The organism is Salegentibacter sp. Hel_I_6 (genome assembly GCF_000745315.1).
In the GTDB taxonomy this organism is placed as follows: domain Bacteria; phylum Bacteroidota; class Bacteroidia; order Flavobacteriales; family Flavobacteriaceae; genus Salegentibacter.
On the sequence record NZ_JQNQ01000001.1, the window covers coordinates 345,521 to 363,149 of the forward strand.

Sequence of the window (17,629 nt, forward strand, 5' to 3'; positions counted from 1 at the left end):
AAAATAAAACCATAAAATAATATGAAAATCTATACCAAATCAGTTTTCAGCTTTTTATTGATAAACCTTTTTGTGCTGAATATTTCAGCACAGGATATTTATTTTCCTGAAGCCGGAACCTGGGAAGAAAAAGATCCAAAAATATTCAACTTAGATTTCTCCGAAGCTATTCAGTTTGCTGAAGCAAACGAATATTCGGAATCCAAAGATTTACGCCAGGCAATATTAAAAGGTTTTCAACAAGAACCTTATCACGAAATCTTAGGACCTACCAAAAGACGCGGTGGCGCGGCGGGAATAATTTTAAAAGACGGCTACCTGGTTGCAAAATGGGGAGATACAAAGCGTGTGGATATGACTTTTAGCGTTACCAAAAGTTTTCTCTCTACCACGGCCCTACTCGCCTTAGATCAAAACCTGATCACTAATGTTGAGGACCCGGTAATTAGTTACGTTTGGGACAACACTTTTGAAGGCGAACATAACTCCAAAATCACCTGGAAACATTTATTGGAGCAAAATTCAGATTGGAGCGGGGAACTTTGGGGTTCTTATGATTGGGCAGACAGGCCTTCTCAAGATACAGCAATAGACGATTGGAGAAACCGGAAACTCAACGAACCCGGAACGTATTTTAAGTACAACGATGTTCGGGTTAATGTGCTCGCCTATTCTTTACTCAATGTTTTTAGAAAACCACTTCCCACGGTTTTAAAAGAAGAAATTATGGATCCTATAAACGCTTCTTCGAGCTGGCGTTGGTTTGGGTATGAGAATTCCTGGACTACCATAGATGGTTTCAAAATGCAATCGGTTAGTGGTGGCGGGCATTCCGGCGGCGGAATGTTTATCAATACTGAGGATATGGCGCGTTTCGGTTTACTGTTTATGAATAATGGCAACTGGAATGGAGAACAATTAATTTCAGAAGATCTTATTGAAGAAGCTATTCAGCCATCAGCTACAAACTCAAACTACGGATATATGTGGTGGTTAAATGCCGATGGGCCGAGACAATGGAAAAATATTGATAAAGACGTTTTTTATGCGGCTGGTTTCGGCGGAAATTTTATTATTGTAGACCGTAAAGAAAACCTGGTAATTGTGACCCGTTGGCTGGAACCTTCAAAAATTGAAGAATTCGTACAGAAAATTTATAACTAGAATTATGAAAAAAACACTTTTTGGCATTTTAGGAGGTATTTTGCTTCTTTTTATAGCCTGGTTTGCATTTATCTACTTCGTGCCTTATAGCGAAGGTACAAGAAGCGGGGAACTTATAAAATTCAGTAAAAAAGGTGTGATTTCTAAAACCTGGGAAGGGGAAATTAGCCAGGGAATTAGTGGTGCGCAAATCTTTCAATTTTCAGTATTAGACAATAACCAGAAAGCTATAGAAGCGCTGCAGGAGAACGAAGGTAATTACGTTAGACTCAAATATGTTGAGCGTTACGCCACTTTTTTCTTTTGGGGCGATACCAAATATTTTATAACCGAAGTACAAAAAGGCGAATCCCCTCATTTTAGAGATAGATAATTTATGACTCAGTTTAAACACGTAAAAGACTCACAGGTAGATATTTCAGAATTAATGCTGCCTTCTCATTCAAATTTCAACGGAAAAATTCACGGAGGCTATGTGCTCTCACTTATGGATCGCATCGCTTTCGCCTGTGCCTCCAAACACTCTGGAGCTTATTGTGTAACCGCCAGTGTAGATACCGTAGATTTCCTTAAACCCATAGAAATTGGTGAACTGGTAACTATGAAAGCTTCTGTGAATTACGTGGGCAATAGTTCTATGGTAATAGGAATTCGCGTGGAAGCCGAAAATATTAGAACCGGAGATATAAAACACTGTAATTCCTCTTATTTCACAATGGTGGCAAAAGATGAGAACGGAAAATCACTTCAGGTTCCGGGACTTATTCTAATCAATGATCACGATATTAGGCGTTTTGCGAAAAGTATAAAACGTAATAAAATGAAGCTAAATCGTAAAAAGGAGTTTAGTGAAACCGATTTTTCTTCGGAAGAATATGTGCATTTACTGGAAAAATATAAGGCAAAAATCGAAAAATAAACTATCCTTTGAAGTTTAACGGATTTATAGCAGCGATTTTTTTAGCGATTATCATCGCTTATTTCTTGCCGCAGGGAAATGATATTCTACCACTAAAAACCATCACCGACGTTGGAATTGGTTTTATTTTCTTTTTCTACGGATTGAAATTATCGCCGGCAGAATTTAAATTAGGCTTTTTAAATTATAAAGCCCATATCATTATCCAGTTAACCACTTTTGTGGTTTTTCCGTTATTGGCCCTATTGTGCCTCCCGCTTTTTGATACGGGTACCACTTCAGATCTATGGATTGCACTATTTTTCTTTGCTACGCTTCCTTCTACTGTTTCCTCTTCAATTGTGATGGTTTCACTGGCAAATGGCAATTTACCAACCGCGATTTTTAATGCCAGTCTTTCGGGACTTATTGGGATTTTTGCTACGCCAATTTGGCTTAGTTTTTTTCTAAGTGGAAGTGCCGATTTCGAATTTCTTGATGTGCTTATAAAACTTTGCTGGCAAATAGTTATGCCGTTAATTCTCGGGTTAATTCTGCAAAAATTTCTGGGAGATTTTGCAAGAAAACATAGTAAAAAATTGAGTTTATTAGACAAAGCCACTATTATACTAATTGTTTACTCCAGCTTTAGTAACTCATTCACTTCCAATATATTTAGTAGCGTAAAAACAGACGATTTATTAAAACTAACCGGAATTGTGGTTTTGTTGTTTTTTATTGTGTATTTCGGGCTGGGATTAGCCTGTAATTTATTAGGCTTCAATTTAAAAGATAAGATTACCGCGCAATTCTGCGGAACTAAAAAATCCCTGGTTCACGGTTCTGTAATGGTGAAAGTAATCTTTGGAAATTCAGCCAATACCGGCCTTCTACTGCTCCCCATTATGATCTATCACTCCCTGCAATTAATACTAATCGCTTTTTATGCAGAAAAATATAGAAAAAAGGTATTATGCGCTAAGACTTCAGAAGAAACCCTATAAATAAAGCGCAATTTCGGCAATATTGATCGTAAAAAAGATCCAACCAAGAATAAGTAAAAGTCCGCCAAGAGGCGTAATAGGTCCCAGAATCTTGATCTTTTTTCCTGCAGAATCACTTAGCGTAAGCCCATAAATACTAAAAGAAAATAAGAATATTCCAATTATAAAAAACCAGGCAATGAGTTGCTGAGAAGTGCCAATAAAAGGAAATACGATTCCTGAAATAATCAGCATGATCGCGTGGTACATTTGATATTTTACACCGGTCTCAAAACTTTTTAGCTGATCTTCAGAAAAACGTTTCTTTAAAGCGTGCGCTCCAAAGGCTCCGAAAACCACGGCCAGTGTGCCGTAGAATCCCCCGATTATGAGAACTAATTCCTTCATATATTTTTATATAAATTCTGTAAGATTAAATGCCAAATTAAAAAGCCTACAAGTATTAAAACCTTGCAGGCCTTTTAGTTTATTAGGTTGACTAAAAAGAACTGGTTTCGTCAAGCTGAACTTGTTTCAGCTTGACGATTATTTCATCCTTTCAGACAGCCTCACTTTTCTAAATTCAATTCTTATTTACTCAAATACATCTTCCTCCTACTGTAAAGATCGTAAAAGGCATCATCCCTTAAGCTATCAATAAATAAGATGCTTTCTCCTGTACTTTTCATTTCAGGACCTAGTTGCTTGTTCACTTTGTGAAATTTGTTGAAAGAAAATACCGGTTGTTTTATCGCGTATCCTTCCAATTGAGGGTTAAAATTGAAATCTTTTACTTTTTTATGACCCAGCATTACTTTGGTCGCATAATTCACATAAGGTTCTTTATAAGCTTTCGCGATAAACGGAACCGTTCTGGATGCCCTTGGATTGGCTTCAATGATATAAACCATATCATCTTTAATAGCGAACTGGATATTTATTAACCCAACTGTATTAAGCGCTAAAGCGATCTTACGGGTGTGGTCTTTAATTTGCTCCATCACCAGGTCTCCAAGGTTAAAAGGAGGTAACAAGGCATTAGAATCCCCAGAGTGAATTCCGCAAGGTTCAATATGCTCCATAATTCCTATGATGTGCACATCTTCTCCATCACAAATTGCATCAGCTTCAGCTTCTATAGCGCCATCTAAATAATGATCCAGTAACAATTTATTGTTCGGAATTTTTCTTAAAAGATCTACCACTGTTTCTTCCAGCTCATCTTTGTTGATCACGATCTTCATTCCCTGGCCACCCAATACATAAGAAGGTCTCACCAGAATTGGGAAATCAAGTTCATCTGCTAAAGCCAGGGCTTCATCTGCAGTTTCTGCAGTTCCAAATTCAGGATATGGAATATTATTTTCCTGAAGTAGTTTGGAAAAGCTTCCGCGATCTTCGGCAAGATCTAAAGCTTCAAAGCTAGTACCCATAATTTTAATCCCGTAGCGATCTAATTTTTCGGCTAATTTTAAAGCGGTTTGCCCTCCTAACTGAACGATTACTCCTTCAGGTTTTTCGTGGCGAATTATATCATAAATATGTTCCCAGAAAACCGGTTCGAAATAAAGTTTATCAGCAATATCAAAATCGGTTGAAACTGTTTCAGGATTACAGTTAATCATAATGGTTTCATAACCGCATTCTGAAGCAGCCAATACACCGTGAACACAGCTATAGTCGAACTCAATTCCCTGCCCAATTCGGTTAGGCCCGGAACCAAGTACTACAATTTTCTTCTTCTCACTCACTTTGCTTTCGTTATCTACATAACGTTTTCCATCGGGAGTTTCAATTTCGGCTTCAAAAGTTGAATAATAATAAGGCGTTTCCGCTTTAAATTCTGCGGCACAGGTATCTACCAGTTTATATACTCGGTTTATTCCCTGTTCTACACGTTTATTGTAAACCTCGCTCTCTAAACAATCCAGCATATGCGCAATTTGCCTGTCGGCAAAACCTTTTTGTTTAGCTTCAAGTAGTAGATCTTTTGGAAGGCTTTCTTTATCAAATTTAGAGATCTCTGTATCTAAGGCATAAAGTTCTTCGTATTGACGTAAGAACCACATATCTATTTTGGTAATCTCGTGAATGCGGCTAAGCGGAATTCCCGCCTGAATTGCATCATAGATCACAAATACTCGATCCCAGCTTGGGTAAGTAAGTTTTTCTATAATTTCGTCATACTTGGTGTAGCTCTTTCCGTCGGCTCCAAGTCCGTTTCTTTTAATTTCAAGTGATTGTGTGGCTTTGTGAAGCGCCTCCTGGAATGAACGTCCAATTCCCATTACTTCCCCCACAGATTTCATTTGGAGACCTAAAGTGCGATCGGCGCCTTCAAATTTATCGAAATTCCATCGTGGTATTTTTACGATCACATAATCTAAAGTTGGCTCAAATAAAGCTGAAGTAGATTTAGTAATCTGGTTTTCAAGCTCATCTAAATTATAGCCAATAGCAAGTTTAGTAGCAATTTTCGCAATAGGATAACCCGTTGCCTTAGAAGCCAAAGCTGAAGATCTTGAAACCCTTGGGTTTATTTCAATAGCAATAATATCTTCTTTTTCGTCTGGACTCACGGCAAATTGTACATTACAACCCCCGGCGAAATCCCCAATGCTGCGCATCATCTTTATGGCCATATCGCGCATACGCTGGTAAGTTGTATCGCTTAAAGTCATAGCCGGTGCTACGGTAATCGAATCGCCGGTATGAATTCCCATAGGATCCATATTTTCTATGGAACAAATAATTACCACATTATCGTTCTTGTCTCTTAGCAGTTCTAATTCATATTCCTTCCAACCTAAAAGCGCTTTATCTATTAACACCTCGTGAATTGGAGAAGCTTCCAGGCCGTGGGTAAGTTTTTCGTCAAATTCATCGGGACCGTGTACAAACGAAGCTCCACTTCCACCTAAAGTAAAAGAAGCACGAATTACTAAAGGAAAACCAAATTCCTGGGCAACTTCTTTTCCCTGAAGGTAAGATGTCACCGTTTTAGCAGGAGCTACGGGAATCCCTATTCTTCCCATAAGTTGTTTAAACTTCTCGCGATCTTCAGTAATATTGATCGCGTCTATATCAACTCCAATCAATTTGATTCCAAAATCTTCCCAAATTCCCTTTTCATCGGCTTCAATACAGAGGTTTAGCGCTGTTTGTCCACCCATTGTTGGTAAAACGGCATCTATATTGGGATGTGCTTTAAGAATTTCTACAATAGACTTTGTGGTTAAAGGTTTCAGGTATACGTGATCTGCCATTGACGGATCTGTCATTATGGTCGCCGGATTTGAATTAAGCAGGATGGTTCCTATTCCATCTTCACGTAAAGATCGCAAAGACTGGGTTCCAGCATAATCAAATTCGCAGGCCTGGCCAATAATAATAGGGCCAGAACCAATAATAAGGATACTTTTAAGGTTGTTGTTTTTTGGCATTTTTATGAGGATTGTAGCATATTAAACATAAAAGTAAGGAAGCGATTGGATATAAAAAAAGGCGTTACTAAGAAAGTAACACCTTTAAATATTTTAAAACCTAATTCTCATTAGTGCTTATGTCTGTTTTCAGAAGATACCGATATTTTCTTTCTTCCTTTAGCCCTTCTTCTGGCGAGGACCTTTCTTCCGTTTGCACTAGCCATTCTTTCTCGAAAACCGTGCTTGTTCTTTCTTTTTCTCTTAGATGGTTGAAACGTTCTTTTCATTTTAAATATCTTTAAATCTTCTGAATAATCGTTTTTATAGCTCTCTGTAAAACTGCGTGCAAATATACAAAGCTTTTTAACTATTACAAGAGCTAATTTAAATTATTTTTAATTGTTTTTCATACCTTTGCCGCTTCCAAAATAGAAGCATTTATGTTTAATAAGAATATCAAATTAGTTTTAGCAGGAGCTGTTCTTGGTCTTGCCATCTGGCAGTTTATAGAAGGAAACATTGGTAATGGTATTATGTTCATTCTACTTTCCTTAATCTTTATATTCCTGTATTTTAAAAATGAAATGATATTGCTTGCCTTTTTAAGACTTAGAAAGCAGGATTTTCCAGGAGCAAAAAAATGGTTAGACCGAATTAAAAATCCGGAAGCAGCACTTACACAAAAACAGCAAGGCTATTACTGGTATCTACACGGGTTAATGGTTTCTCAAACCAATATTACACAGGCAGAAAAATTCTTTAAACGCGCTATTAAATTGGGGCTTGCAATGGATCAGGATCTGGCTATGGCTAAACTTAACCTGGCGGGAATTGCGATGACTAAGCGTCGAAAAAGAGAAGCGACCAACCTACTTGCCGAGGCTAAAAAGCTAGATAAACACGGGATGCTAAAAGACCAGATCAAGATGATGAAGCAGCAAATGAAGAAGATCTAAACTTTAAGATAATTTTCGTTAATTTCTGTTTTCGTTGGTAAATCAAAAGCTTTTAGCCGAAATATTGGTCCTTTACCGATAATGTTTTAACGATTGTTTTATCGGAAGTATCTTTGTTCTAACTCTATTTGAACAAAGTGCATGAAGAGAATTTTACTCCTCTTATTTTTCATAGTTTTCGGTTTGAATCTTCAAGCCCAAACAGAGAAAAGCGATAAGCTTTACTTCTCTGAGGCACTCAATATGCATCTTTCTAAATATAATTCTAAAGCCGAAGCTGCTTACAAATACCGGAAGTTCGAAAAAGCTGAAAAACTATTTGATACCCTCATAGACACAAAACTTAAAAGCACTTACATAGATAATTTTAAATTTCTTACTATTAAACGTAAAGAAATTGCCTTATACGATTTTAAAAAACCGGTTTATCTATTAACCTATGCCTCGTGGTGTATTCCTGGCAAGGGCGAAATACCAGCATTAAATGAGCTCGCCAAAAAATATCAGGATAAAATAGATTTTGTGATTTTATTTTGGGATAAGCGAGAGACAGTGAAAGAACTTTCCAAACAATTTGATTCACATATTAATGTATTATATGTAGATGAAACGAAGAACAATCATTCTTATGTGGTTAAAAATCTAAAACACTCCCTGGGATTGCCTACCTGTTATTTAATTTCTGGTAACAAACAGATTATGGATATTCAAAGAAGTGTATTTCATCCTTTCAATATTTCTAAAGAAGAATCTTTTAAACTTAATTATGAATCGATGAATTCTTCTATCACCAATAATCTTATTGGAAATCCATTGGAACCGGAATCTATAAAATTAAGTGCGGTTCCTCCAAAATAAATTAGTCGTGAAGCATATCTATTTTTCTAAATAAATAATTTAGAGTAAAGGTGCCCATAATCTTGCAAGCGCTTCTCTTAGTTTTTCTAAAGCTGGTCTTTGCACCCATTCATTAAGGTTTAATTCAGTAGTTTCTTTTAGGTCCTCCCGGTAAACGGCAGTCATTTCATTTGCAACTTCACTGTCATATAAAAAAGCATTGATTTCAAAGTTGATATCAAAACTACGATTATCGAGGTTACAGGAACCAATACTGGTTAATACACCATCTACTACCATAGTCTTGGCGTGAACCATTCCTTTATGATAATGAAAAACCTGTACTCCAGATTCCAGCAATTTCTCGATATATGAATTGGTAGCATAACGTGCAATTACCGAATCTCCTTTTTCGGGAATAATTATTTTCACCTCTACTCCTATCCTACTCGCCATACATAATGCGGTTAGAATTTGATTATTTGGAATAAAATATGGCGTGGTGATATAAATGTATTTATCAGCAGTATTTATGGCTGTTAGAATAGCTTCCATAATATTTTGCCAATCGGTATCGGGCCCGCTGGCAGCAATTTGCACCGCAGTTCTTTCAGGAATATCTATTTTAGGAAAGAAATTCTCCTCAATTTTAAGTTCTTTTCCACTAATAAAATTGAAATTCAATAGAAATTGGGCCTGTAAGGATTTTACAGCGTGGCCCATAATTCGTAAATGAGTATCCCTCCAGAACAGTTTTTCTTTAGGATTTTCTTCAAAATTCACATATTCATCGCAAATATTAATTCCGCCAATAAATCCAATATTCCCATCAATAATGGCCATTTTTCTATGGTTCCGGTAATTTAGTTTTCGAGTTAAGTTTGGGAACCAAACCGGCATAAATGGATAAACCTCAATACCACAGGATTTCATTTTTTTTACCGCTTTAGAGGAAAGTCTGCTAGCTACATAATCATAACTTACCCGCACTTTCACCCCTTCTTCAGCCTTTTCACAAAGCAATAAAATGAGTCGGTTTCCTATTCTGCCGCTATTAATGATGTAGTACTCAATATGGATATGGTGTTTAGCTCTTTTAATATCTTCAAATAAAGCCTCAAATTTATTTTCACCATTTATAAGGACTTTAACTTTGTTTTTAAAAGTGACCGGTTTCTTCTGGTTATTTTGAAGTAAACTAACCAGTTTAATCTTTTGCGCTATCTCATCCTTTTTTTTATCTATAAGGTCCTGCTCATTGAGCATAAGTTTATCTTCCCAATGCTGGATAATCTTTTGGTCGTATAATTTTTTTCGATTAAATAATTTGCTTTTCCTGAATTCCTGGGCAAAAAAATAATAGACCAAAAGACCGATAACCGGTAAAACGAAAAGTGCAAAAATTAGAGAAATACTTTTTACGGGTTCCCTATAATGCATCAATTCATAACCTGCCGTTATAAAAACGACAAGGAAATTGGCAGATAGTAATATCCACCAAATATTATCCAGGAAGAAGTTCATTTATTTAACAGCGGTATAAATATTCTCTTCAGGAATCTTAATTTCATATTCCCTTCTGGAAGCGTTAATTAGATGTGCTTCTCTAAGCCATGGGTTATGAATTTTCAAGATCTTATAATTGATATTAAACTGCTTCGCAAAATCGGCAAAATCCTTTACTACCGTATCTACTTTAACAACTTTGGTTGGAATTGGTTTGTAAAGATGTTTTTCTTCAAAATTAAACCCGTATTCTTCTGGATTATTCAAAATCTCTTTGATTGCCAGAATCCTAAACATATATCTCCCGGTTTCTTCTCCAAGTAATAATTCATAATAATCATTTACTTTTTGACGTTCCAGTTGTCTTTCTACACCTCTATTTCCTGCATTGTAAGCAGCGGCGGCCATCGTCCAGCTGCCAAATTTTGCTTTGGATTTTTTAAGATAATCGGCTGCTACTCGTGTTGATTTTTCAATATGATAACGTTCATCTACATTATCATTTATTTCCAAACCATAATCTTTTCCCGTGCCTTCCATAATTTGCCAAAAACCTTTTGCCCCTGCAGGAGAAACGGCCTGTGTTAATCCGCTTTCTATAACCGCTAGATATTTAAAATCGTTAGGTACGCCTTCTTGTTCTAAGATAGGTTCAATTATTGGGAAATATTTATGGGCGCGCTTTATTAAAAGCAAAGCATTAGACTGCCAATAGGTATTCACCAGTAATTCCCTATCCATTCTTTCATAAATATCCGGATCTTCAATTGGAACTTCTTCACCTGCAAAATTTATATTTTCAGGCATCGGTAACGCATAAATGTTATAGTCTTTAACCGGGCGATCTTTATTAGAAGATTCCGCAGATTGCTCAACACCTGCATCAGGTGATTGTTGTGTTGCCTGTATACTTATAAATACAATAGCAAAAAAACCAATTATTATAAGGGCCGATTTTAAGATTTTCATATTTTTTATTTCATTTTTTATTCTTCATCTGTAATTGGCATAAGAATCATGCACAATGAATCGATGTTAAATTATTCCTTTATTTTTTCCTGCATTTTCCCGGAAAGAATAATTTCAGGAAGATACTTATTAAACCAACGGTATCTATTTAAAATCATTATATGCGTACCGTTTTTTACCGTAATACATTCGGGAATATACTTTATAGGAAAAATTTCATCTTTATCACCGTGAATATGAATTATTCCTTGCTGGGCCTTCGCGCAATTCCACAAAACCATATTTTCTATAGCCCAATTTAAATAACGCTGATTTCTAACTGAAAGGTATTGCCTGTAAAGTTTTGCTCTTTTTTTAATAAAATCGCCTACTGCTATCTTCTCAAAGTGATCTACATAATCCAGCAGACTCGTGGGAATTAATTTAAACAAACCTGTACTTGCAGCGTAACGCATGCGCCTTGGCAATTCTCCTCTACACTTCACGCTAGAAATTATAATTAACCTTTTTAAATTAAGGTTCTTTGCCATTTCCTGCACAATAATCCCGCCAAATGAAACACCAATTAAAACTGCATTATCATGTTTTATGTACTTATTCATTCTAGCTGCGTAGCTTTTTAAGCTTTCATTCGCTTTTGGAATCATCCACTCTAAAAAATGCATTTTAAAACGTTCTTCCGGAAGTTTTATGAACTCAAAAATAGAAGAATTCGCAGCCATTCCCGGCATAAAATAAACATGAATTAGCTGATTTTCTTCATTCATTTTTAACAAGTATATAACACTCAAAATTGGCTTAAAGCCGTAATTTTAATAATTAAGTGAGTTTGAAATGTACAGACACAAGTGTCGATTTGTTGATGAAATTCCAGCTTTATTTTTTATAATTTAAACCTTAGACAGCTGGATTACTTATCAAAATTACTGCTATTTATTTGGCTTTCACAACCGAAAGATTAAAAATAATGGAGAATTTTTTAAAGCCTGTTTATTTTTTGATTACTGTTAATAATTCAGCTTTCCGGGCTTTAATTACTTACCTTTACAATAATCCACCAAAGAATAAATTATCACCTAATTACAATCGTATTGAACGATTTAATGTTTCGCCTTAAAGGCTTTTAACTGAAAAAGAGAAATGATGAATGCCGAAGAAATTTTAATTACCGATAACGAGTTCTTAAGACAATTTGAAACTACGATTAACGAGCAACTGGCCACAATAGAATATGCACAACAGGAACGAAAAATTTTTCTAACAAAAGTTTTTATGCCTGAAGCCTTAAAAGAAGAAGGCTATATGGATATTTTTATTGAAGCTGTTTTAGAAGAAATAAAAGAGCGAAATACCCGGGTAATGCCCACCAGTCCTGACGTCGTGAAATTCATGCGGAAAAATAGGAGGAAATATAAAGATCTCTTACCAGTAGGAATCAATATTTAAACCGCTATTTTTTCTGAAGCAAATTCAAACCTAAGCATACCGTCTTCATCTATGGAAGTTAATTCTATTTGATGAAGGGTGTTTACCAGTCCCGGATCCCAGGGTGCTTTTACTTTTACATAGTTTTCCGTAAACCCGTGGATATAACCTTCTTTATTTTCACCTTCAAAAAGCACGGTACAGGTATTGCCTAACTGACTTTCGTAAAACGCCCTTCTCTTTTTAGCTGAAAGACCACGTAGCATTTTGCTTCGTTTCTTTCTTACTTTAGTAGGTACCACACCGTCCATCTCTGCAGCAGGTGTATTATCCCGTTCAGAATAGGTGAAAACGTGCAGGTAAGAAATATCAAGCTCGTTCAGGTAATTATAGGTTTGCAGAAAATGCTCTTCGGTTTCACCGGGAAAACCAACAATTACATCAACCCCAATACAGGCATTTGGCATTACCTGTTTAATTTGCTCTACCCTATTGGTATAAAGTGAAGTCATATAGCGACGCTTCATCAATTTAAGTAAGTCGTCACTTCCACTTTGCAATGGGATATGAAAATGAGGTACAAACGTACTACTTTGAGCAACAAAATCTATGGTTTCGTTTTTTAGCAAATTTGGTTCAATAGAAGAAATCCTTAAACGTTCAATTCCGTCTACCTCATCTAATGCTTTCACTAAATCAAGAAAAGTATGTTCGTGTTTTTTATTCCCGAATTCTCCTTTTCCATAATCGCCAATGTTTACTCCGGTAAGCACGATTTCCTTAATCCCTTTTTCTGAAATTTCAGCGGCATTATTCAACACATTATCCAATTTATCGCTTCGGGAAATTCCACGCGCTAACGGAATAGTACAATAAGTACATTTATAATCACAGCCATCCTGGACTTTTAAAAATGCACGAGTCCTGTCTCCAATCGAATAAGCACCTACATAAAAGTCGGCTTCGTTGATTTCGCAGGAGTGAACTTCGCCCATTTCGTTTTTAGATAGGTCGTTAAGGTAATCGGTGATCTTAAATTTCTCAGTGGCACCTAAAACTAAATCCACACCATCTACATCGGCAAGTTCTTCTGGTTTTAGTTGAGCATAACAGCCTACCGCAATCACAAATGCATCTTCGTTCACTTTTTGCGCTTGTTTTACAATGGTTTTAAAGCGTTTGTCTGCATTTTCAGTAACCGAACAGGTGTTTATCACATAGATATCAGCTTCTTCAGAGAATTCCACACGTTTAAAACCTTCATCTTTAAAAGATCTTGCAATGGTAGAAGTTTCTGAAAAATTGAGTTTACAACCCAAGGTATAAAATGCGACCTTCTTAGTATTCATACACCTGCCTGTTTCTGTAGAAGTTAAACGATTTTTAGGGCTGCAAAGATACCAACAATTATTGTTTTAGGAAAACATTGTTTTGATTTCGGTTCTCGGTTCTCGGTTCTCAGTTCTCAGTTCTCAGTTCTCAGTTGTCAGTTGTCAGTTGTCAGTTATCGGTTATCGGTTTTTGGTTAAGTCGTTATTGCGAGGAGGCGATAGCCGACGTTGCATTCTGTACTTGAATAATTCTGTTTTTTTGATAGAATCGCTTCAAAACAAAAGATTGCTTCTTCAGATTATCATGGGATCGCAATAACGAAAAAAACACCACGTCATTGCGAGGAGGCGATAGCCGACGTGGCAAGCTGTGCTTGAATTTTCAGCTCAAGTTCAGGTTCAAACAGGCTAGATCCCCGATGAAAAATCGCGGCAAGCTCTGAAACCAGTTCAGAATGACGTTTAGAACAATAACATTAAACTAAAGATTGCCGCGCTCGTGCCTCGCTCGCAACGAAGGTAAAAACACTAAACTTCTACCGAAGTAATTACAACCTCAGCTTCCAGTATAATTTTACTTTTTATAGAGTTGGAAATCAAACAGGCTTTTTCGCTCTTTTCTATGATGCGTTTTGCTCTATCAATATTATTTTCGTCGGAAATTTCCAAAACTGGTTTCAGTATAATTTCCGTCATTTGCAATTTGCCTTCAACTTTATTCAGTTTTCCAATTGCTTTGGATTTAAAACTGATAAAGTCCAGTTTAGAATTTTCAGCAATAGCCAGAAAAGTCGTCATTAAACAGCTTTCTACCGCGGCAACCAGAAAATGTTCAGGAGACCAAATGTTGGGTATTCCTTTTGGAAAATCCGGCGGAGTTGCTGTTTCAATAGTATCGGTTAATTCTGGAGAACTTACTACTCCTTTTCGGTCTTCTTTCCAGGTTAGGTCTACCTGGTATTCGTGTTTATCTGCCATAACTCTGTATTTTTAAGCCCAATTGGGGATTTTTATTTACAAAGAAACAGCCATTTAGAACTAAAAAATATGACTCAGGTCAGCTTCGGGAAAAACTTCAGGATTCAATAAATTCCTTAAGTGTATTCACCACGTAATCCAGCTCTTCCTTCGTATTAAATCGGGAAAATGAGAAACGCACCGATGGTTTTTTAAGATCTTCCTCTTCTAAAAATGCATTTAAAACGTGAGAAGCTTTATCACTACCGCTTTGGCAGGCGCTACCTTTAGAACAGGCAATTCCTTTTAAATCTAACTGAAATAAAAGCATTAAAGCTTTATCTGCAGGCACCGGCAAACATACATTTACGAGGGTGTAGGTGCTTTTTTCCAAATCGGAACAATCTCCGTTAAATTTCACTCCGGGAATTTCAGCTTTTAATTTTGAAATAAAATGCGCCTTCAAATCGGCGATATACGCTTTTTCTTCGGCTAAATTATCTAAAGATAGTTTTAAAGCCTCTTCCAATCCTACAATATTATGAACTCCTTCGGTACCGGCACGATGGCCACGCTCCTGCTCTCCTCCAAAAATAAGTGGCTTTAATCCGCTATTTTTTCTAATAAACGCAAATCCTACTCCTTTTGGGCCGTGGAATTTATGTGCGCTAACTGCAGTAAAATCTACCGGAATTTCACTAAAATCAAGATCATAATGTCCCACCGATTGCACACAGTCTGAATGAAAAAGAGCATTATATTCTTTACAAAGTTTCCCTACCTTTTTAATATCCAGTTTATTCCCAATTTCGTTATTCACGTGCATCAGGCTAACGAGTGTTTTTTTAGCAGAAGTTTTCAGTAATTCTTCTAAATGATCCTCTTTTACATTTCCGCAGGAATCAAGATCAACATATACCACCTCAACATCAAAACAATCCTCAAGCTGCTCTACGGTATATAAAACCGCGTGGTGCTCTATTTTGGAAGTAATAATTCTTTTTACACCAAGATCACGAACGGCAGAATTTAAAGCTAGATTATCGGCTTCGGTTCCACCAGAGGTGAAAACAATTTCTGAAGCTTTTACATTTAAATAACCGGCAACAGTCTTACGTGCCTGCTCTATTAAAGACTTAGCAGATCTCCCAAAAGAATGGGTTGAAGAAGGATTTCCATAAACCTCCTTCATTACAGAGGTCATTCGGGTTATAACTTCGTCACGCATTTGCGTGGTTGCGGCAGAATCGAGGTATACATTTTTCATCGCTGCAAAATTAAACGAAATAAAATTATTTAAAAGAACCTACCCTAAAAATCCTGAATTCCGCTATTTTTGTTTCAGTTTTGAATATATTCTCACACCTATGAAAAAGATCCTTGCTGCACTATTAATTTCTTTTGGCCTTTATTCCTGTGACGATGGCGATATTACTGTGACCAGTTTTGATTTTGAAGATAGCACCCTTCAGCTTTGCGAAATTGGCAACAGAAAAGTGCTGTGGGCTGTAAATAATGGTGATGTTTTTGAATCTATGTCTTTAGAATTAGAGGATAGTAGATTAAATGACACATTAACTCAAAGAATTTTAACCCGTGGCATTACAGATGAAGATCTAGAGATTGAGCTTTCAGAAACAGGAAATAAATTGATTTATAGAATCTATGATGATGAAATAACCGGAAGGGAATATTTTTGCCAGGGTGTGCCACCGGGTTCCCCCAGGGTTTTAGAAGAATATGTATCTCAAGGAGGCATTGTAATAATAAGCACGACCTATAATGACCTTGCTTTTGAAAATGACGCCGATGGTGATGGTTTAGAAAATGGTGAAGAAGGTTTTGATCCCAACGGTGGTAATCATTTAGACACTGATGGCGATGGAATTCCTGATTATTTAGATAAGGATGATGATAATGATAATATACCTACAAGAGCTGAAACAGGTGCCAATCCTGGCGAACCTACAACAGAAGAAGGTTTTCTTGATACAGATGAAGATGGAATCCCTGATTATTTAGATCCAGATGATGATGGTGATGGTGTTTTAACCCGGCATGAGGTAAGACAGTCTGATGTAGAAGAAGGAAATATTGATCCAAATTCATTGTCCACTTCTGAAGATGGAACACCAAATTATTTAGTAGAAGAACTTCAAACCCCTTCCTTTGAACACAACCTTCAATTAGATCACGGTATTAATAGAGCATACCGTTCTTCTATTCAATTCCGGGATTTAGATTTAGCGCCTAGTGACGGGAGGGAATTAAACATTCGCTATGATTCCTATAATTGGGGAAGATATGTGTCTGACCCGGTTCCATTCCCCCAGTTAACCAACCAACAACAAGAAATTGAGGATGAAGAAAACGAAAATGAAGAAGATGAGGATGAAACTAATACAGAAGATTAGGTACTCTGAAAGATATAGACTTCAGTAGCACCAAGACCATATTTTTGGTAATCGGCGTCATAAAATTTTAGATTGTCATAGCGGCCCAGGAAAAAGTCGAGTTCAGCTTTAAGTACACCTTCGCCTACTCCGTGAATAAAAACAACTTTTTGAATACGTTTGCTCATTGCAAATTCCAGTTGCCTTTTTGCGGTCTCCATTTGTAAATTAAGCATATCATAATTGCTTAATCCGCGGGAAGATCTCGTTAATTTTTCTATATGAAGATCTACTTCCATGGGAGGAAGATTTCTTTCTTTCGGTTTTATTCGCTGCGATTTTGGTTTTGGAGGTAACTTCTTTTCTTTTAAAACCTCATCAAAATCAAAATCTTCCGGTAAAACATCAATAGGAGTTTCAATTTTAACCAGCTCATCTTCGGTAAACTGCATTTCAAAACCATCGGTAGTTTCAATATATACAATACCGCCTTCAGCTTTTGTTACCGTACCCTCCAGTACATCATCCAGGACAGCAACTTTATCTCCTTTTTTCAGCTCCATTATTCTATATTTTCGTCATCCTTGTGATCATCTTTAGTAGCCACCCAAAAATTGGTAGCGCGGTAAAGGCCAAGCATTATGGTTATTAAGCCAATTATTTTGAAATAAGCATGAGCATTTTCAGCGGCAATCGCATAAATTAAAAGCCCGCCGCCAACAACAATTAAAATCGTATTTATTATCTGAGAATTATTCATTTTATTACCTGTTATCCCTTATTTG

The 17,629-nt window shown here is 36.5% G+C and carries 19 protein-coding genes; 8 read left to right on the top strand and 11 right to left on the bottom strand.

Features of this window, described 5'->3' with window-relative positions; translation table 11 throughout:
• Window positions 1-21 precede the first annotated feature (21 nt).
• The 4 genes from FG27_RS01575 to FG27_RS01590 are packed head-to-tail and all read left to right on the top strand — an operon-like array spanning window position 22 to window position 3,066.
• Entirely contained in the window at window positions 22-1,164 is a 1,143-nt protein-coding gene (locus FG27_RS01575; RefSeq protein ID WP_037314602.1) for a serine hydrolase, read from the top strand.
• Between the two features lie 4 nt (window positions 1,165-1,168).
• Window positions 1,169-1,537, top strand: a complete 369-nt coding sequence (locus tag FG27_RS01580) for a hypothetical protein (protein ID WP_037314605.1) — start codon at window positions 1,169-1,171, stop codon at window positions 1,535-1,537.
• A 3-nt stretch (window positions 1,538-1,540) separates the two neighbouring features.
• A complete protein-coding gene (locus FG27_RS01585) occupies window positions 1,541-2,083 on the top strand; it encodes an acyl-CoA thioesterase (RefSeq protein WP_037314607.1) in 543 nt (180 codons plus the stop codon).
• Between the two features lie 8 nt (window positions 2,084-2,091).
• Entirely contained in the window at window positions 2,092-3,066 is a 975-nt protein-coding gene (locus FG27_RS01590; RefSeq protein ID WP_037314611.1) for a bile acid:sodium symporter family protein, read from the top strand.
• On the opposite strand, the gene FG27_RS01595 is transcribed toward FG27_RS01590, so the two are convergent.
• From FG27_RS01595 to rpmH, 3 genes are all read right to left on the bottom strand, one after another.
• Window positions 3,061-3,453, bottom strand: coding sequence for a DUF423 domain-containing protein (locus FG27_RS01595; RefSeq protein ID WP_037314614.1), 393 nt, complete (start codon window positions 3,451-3,453; stop codon window positions 3,061-3,063). The genes FG27_RS01590 and FG27_RS01595 overlap by 6 nt on opposite strands.
• A gap of 182 nt (window positions 3,454-3,635) precedes the next feature.
• Window positions 3,636-6,488 (bottom strand): carbamoyl-phosphate synthase large subunit, encoded by a 2,853-nt coding sequence (gene carB / locus FG27_RS01600; RefSeq protein ID WP_037314616.1) that lies wholly within the window; start codon window positions 6,486-6,488, stop codon window positions 3,636-3,638.
• Window positions 6,489-6,598: 110 nt separating this feature from the next.
• Entirely contained in the window at window positions 6,599-6,757 is a 159-nt protein-coding gene (rpmH, locus tag FG27_RS18860) for a 50S ribosomal protein L34 (RefSeq protein WP_075327124.1), read from the bottom strand.
• Between the two features lie 153 nt (window positions 6,758-6,910).
• Here rpmH and FG27_RS01605 point away from each other — a divergent pair, with 153 nt between their 5' ends.
• Together FG27_RS01605 and FG27_RS01610 are read left to right on the top strand one after the other, a co-directional pair.
• A complete protein-coding gene (locus FG27_RS01605; protein WP_037314619.1) occupies window positions 6,911-7,426 on the top strand; it encodes a membrane protein in 516 nt (171 codons plus the stop codon).
• Between the two features lie 141 nt (window positions 7,427-7,567).
• Entirely contained in the window at window positions 7,568-8,284 is a 717-nt protein-coding gene (locus FG27_RS01610; RefSeq protein WP_037314622.1) for a TlpA disulfide reductase family protein, read from the top strand.
• A 39-nt stretch (window positions 8,285-8,323) separates the two neighbouring features.
• On the opposite strand, the gene cls is transcribed toward FG27_RS01610, so the two are convergent.
• The 3 genes from cls to FG27_RS01625 all read right to left on the bottom strand — a co-directional run bounded on the left by cls (window position 8,324) and on the right by FG27_RS01625 (window position 11,505).
• Window positions 8,324-9,787 carry a cardiolipin synthase gene (gene cls, locus FG27_RS01615; protein WP_037314624.1) on the bottom strand — a complete coding sequence of 488 codons (1,464 nt, stop codon included), beginning with the start codon at window positions 9,785-9,787 and terminating at the stop codon, window positions 8,324-8,326.
• Window positions 9,788-10,738, bottom strand: a complete 951-nt coding sequence (locus tag FG27_RS01620; protein ID WP_037314626.1) for a lytic transglycosylase domain-containing protein — start codon at window positions 10,736-10,738, stop codon at window positions 9,788-9,790.
• Window positions 10,739-10,809: 71 nt separating this feature from the next.
• Complete coding sequence (locus FG27_RS01625; RefSeq protein WP_037314628.1) at window positions 10,810-11,505, bottom strand: alpha/beta fold hydrolase; 696 nt, start codon at window positions 11,503-11,505, stop codon at window positions 10,810-10,812.
• Window positions 11,506-11,881: 376 nt separating this feature from the next.
• Here FG27_RS01625 and FG27_RS01630 point away from each other — a divergent pair, with 376 nt between their 5' ends.
• Complete coding sequence (locus tag FG27_RS01630; protein WP_037314632.1) at window positions 11,882-12,184, top strand: N-acetyltransferase; 303 nt, start codon at window positions 11,882-11,884, stop codon at window positions 12,182-12,184.
• On the opposite strand, the gene mtaB is transcribed toward FG27_RS01630, so the two are convergent.
• The 3 genes from mtaB to FG27_RS01645 form a co-directional block, all read right to left on the bottom strand.
• Window positions 12,181-13,512, bottom strand: coding sequence for a tRNA (N(6)-L-threonylcarbamoyladenosine(37)-C(2))-methylthiotransferase MtaB (gene mtaB, locus FG27_RS01635; protein WP_037314635.1), 1,332 nt, complete (start codon window positions 13,510-13,512; stop codon window positions 12,181-12,183). The genes FG27_RS01630 and mtaB overlap by 4 nt on opposite strands.
• Before the next feature lie 510 nt (window positions 13,513-14,022).
• A complete protein-coding gene (locus FG27_RS01640; protein WP_037314638.1) occupies window positions 14,023-14,472 on the bottom strand; it encodes an OsmC family protein in 450 nt (149 codons plus the stop codon).
• Window positions 14,473-14,569: 97 nt separating this feature from the next.
• The gene (locus tag FG27_RS01645; protein WP_037314641.1) at window positions 14,570-15,718 is read right to left on the bottom strand and encodes a cysteine desulfurase family protein; all 1,149 of its coding nucleotides are present in this window, start codon (window positions 15,716-15,718) and stop codon (window positions 14,570-14,572) included.
• Window positions 15,719-15,818: 100 nt separating this feature from the next.
• Between FG27_RS01645 and FG27_RS01650 the strand changes: the two genes are divergently transcribed.
• Complete coding sequence (locus FG27_RS01650; protein ID WP_037314644.1) at window positions 15,819-16,865, top strand: hypothetical protein; 1,047 nt, start codon at window positions 15,819-15,821, stop codon at window positions 16,863-16,865.
• On the opposite strand, the gene FG27_RS01655 is transcribed toward FG27_RS01650, so the two are convergent.
• Both FG27_RS01655 and FG27_RS01660 read right to left on the bottom strand, forming a co-directional pair.
• Window positions 16,862-17,407 carry a Smr/MutS family protein gene (locus FG27_RS01655; protein WP_037314646.1) on the bottom strand — a complete coding sequence of 182 codons (546 nt, stop codon included), beginning with the start codon at window positions 17,405-17,407 and terminating at the stop codon, window positions 16,862-16,864. The two genes, FG27_RS01650 and FG27_RS01655, sit on opposite strands and share 4 nt — an antisense overlap.
• Window positions 17,407-17,604: a hypothetical protein gene (locus FG27_RS01660; RefSeq protein WP_037314648.1), complete on the bottom strand. Its 198-nt coding sequence runs from the start codon at window positions 17,602-17,604 to the stop codon at window positions 17,407-17,409. Before FG27_RS01660 ends, FG27_RS01655 begins: the two co-directional genes overlap by 1 nt.
• Between the last annotated feature and the right edge of the window lie 25 nt (window positions 17,605-17,629).

What these genes read in the sequence shown, in the direction of transcription:
- FG27_RS01575 (WP_037314602.1), top strand. Translation starts at nt 22, where the DNA reads ATGAAAATCTATACCAAATCAGTTTTCAGCTTTTTATTGATAAACCTT.
- FG27_RS01580 (WP_037314605.1), top strand. Translation starts at nt 1,169, where the DNA reads ATGAAAAAAACACTTTTTGGCATTTTAGGAGGTATTTTGCTTCTTTTT.
- FG27_RS01585 (WP_037314607.1), top strand. Translation starts at nt 1,541, where the DNA reads ATGACTCAGTTTAAACACGTAAAAGACTCACAGGTAGATATTTCAGAA.
- FG27_RS01595 (WP_037314614.1), bottom strand. Translation starts at nt 3,453, where the DNA reads ATGAAGGAATTAGTTCTCATAATCGGGGGATTCTACGGCACACTGGCC.
- carB (WP_037314616.1), bottom strand. Translation starts at nt 6,488, where the DNA reads ATGCCAAAAAACAACAACCTTAAAAGTATCCTTATTATTGGTTCTGGC.
- rpmH (WP_075327124.1), bottom strand. Translation starts at nt 6,757, where the DNA reads ATGAAAAGAACGTTTCAACCATCTAAGAGAAAAAGAAAGAACAAGCAC.
- FG27_RS01605 (WP_037314619.1), top strand. Translation starts at nt 6,911, where the DNA reads ATGTTTAATAAGAATATCAAATTAGTTTTAGCAGGAGCTGTTCTTGGT.
- FG27_RS01610 (WP_037314622.1), top strand. Translation starts at nt 7,568, where the DNA reads ATGAAGAGAATTTTACTCCTCTTATTTTTCATAGTTTTCGGTTTGAAT.
- cls (WP_037314624.1), bottom strand. Translation starts at nt 9,787, where the DNA reads ATGAACTTCTTCCTGGATAATATTTGGTGGATATTACTATCTGCCAAT.
- FG27_RS01620 (WP_037314626.1), bottom strand. Translation starts at nt 10,738, where the DNA reads ATGAAAATCTTAAAATCGGCCCTTATAATAATTGGTTTTTTTGCTATT.
- FG27_RS01625 (WP_037314628.1), bottom strand. Translation starts at nt 11,505, where the DNA reads ATGAATGAAGAAAATCAGCTAATTCATGTTTATTTTATGCCGGGAATG.
- FG27_RS01630 (WP_037314632.1), top strand. Translation starts at nt 11,882, where the DNA reads ATGAATGCCGAAGAAATTTTAATTACCGATAACGAGTTCTTAAGACAA.
- mtaB (WP_037314635.1), bottom strand. Translation starts at nt 13,512, where the DNA reads ATGAATACTAAGAAGGTCGCATTTTATACCTTGGGTTGTAAACTCAAT.
- FG27_RS01640 (WP_037314638.1), bottom strand. Translation starts at nt 14,472, where the DNA reads ATGGCAGATAAACACGAATACCAGGTAGACCTAACCTGGAAAGAAGAC.
- FG27_RS01645 (WP_037314641.1), bottom strand. Translation starts at nt 15,718, where the DNA reads ATGAAAAATGTATACCTCGATTCTGCCGCAACCACGCAAATGCGTGAC.
- FG27_RS01650 (WP_037314644.1), top strand. Translation starts at nt 15,819, where the DNA reads ATGAAAAAGATCCTTGCTGCACTATTAATTTCTTTTGGCCTTTATTCC.
- FG27_RS01655 (WP_037314646.1), bottom strand. Translation starts at nt 17,407, where the DNA reads ATGGAGCTGAAAAAAGGAGATAAAGTTGCTGTCCTGGATGATGTACTG.
- FG27_RS01660 (WP_037314648.1), bottom strand. Translation starts at nt 17,604, where the DNA reads ATGAATAATTCTCAGATAATAAATACGATTTTAATTGTTGTTGGCGGC.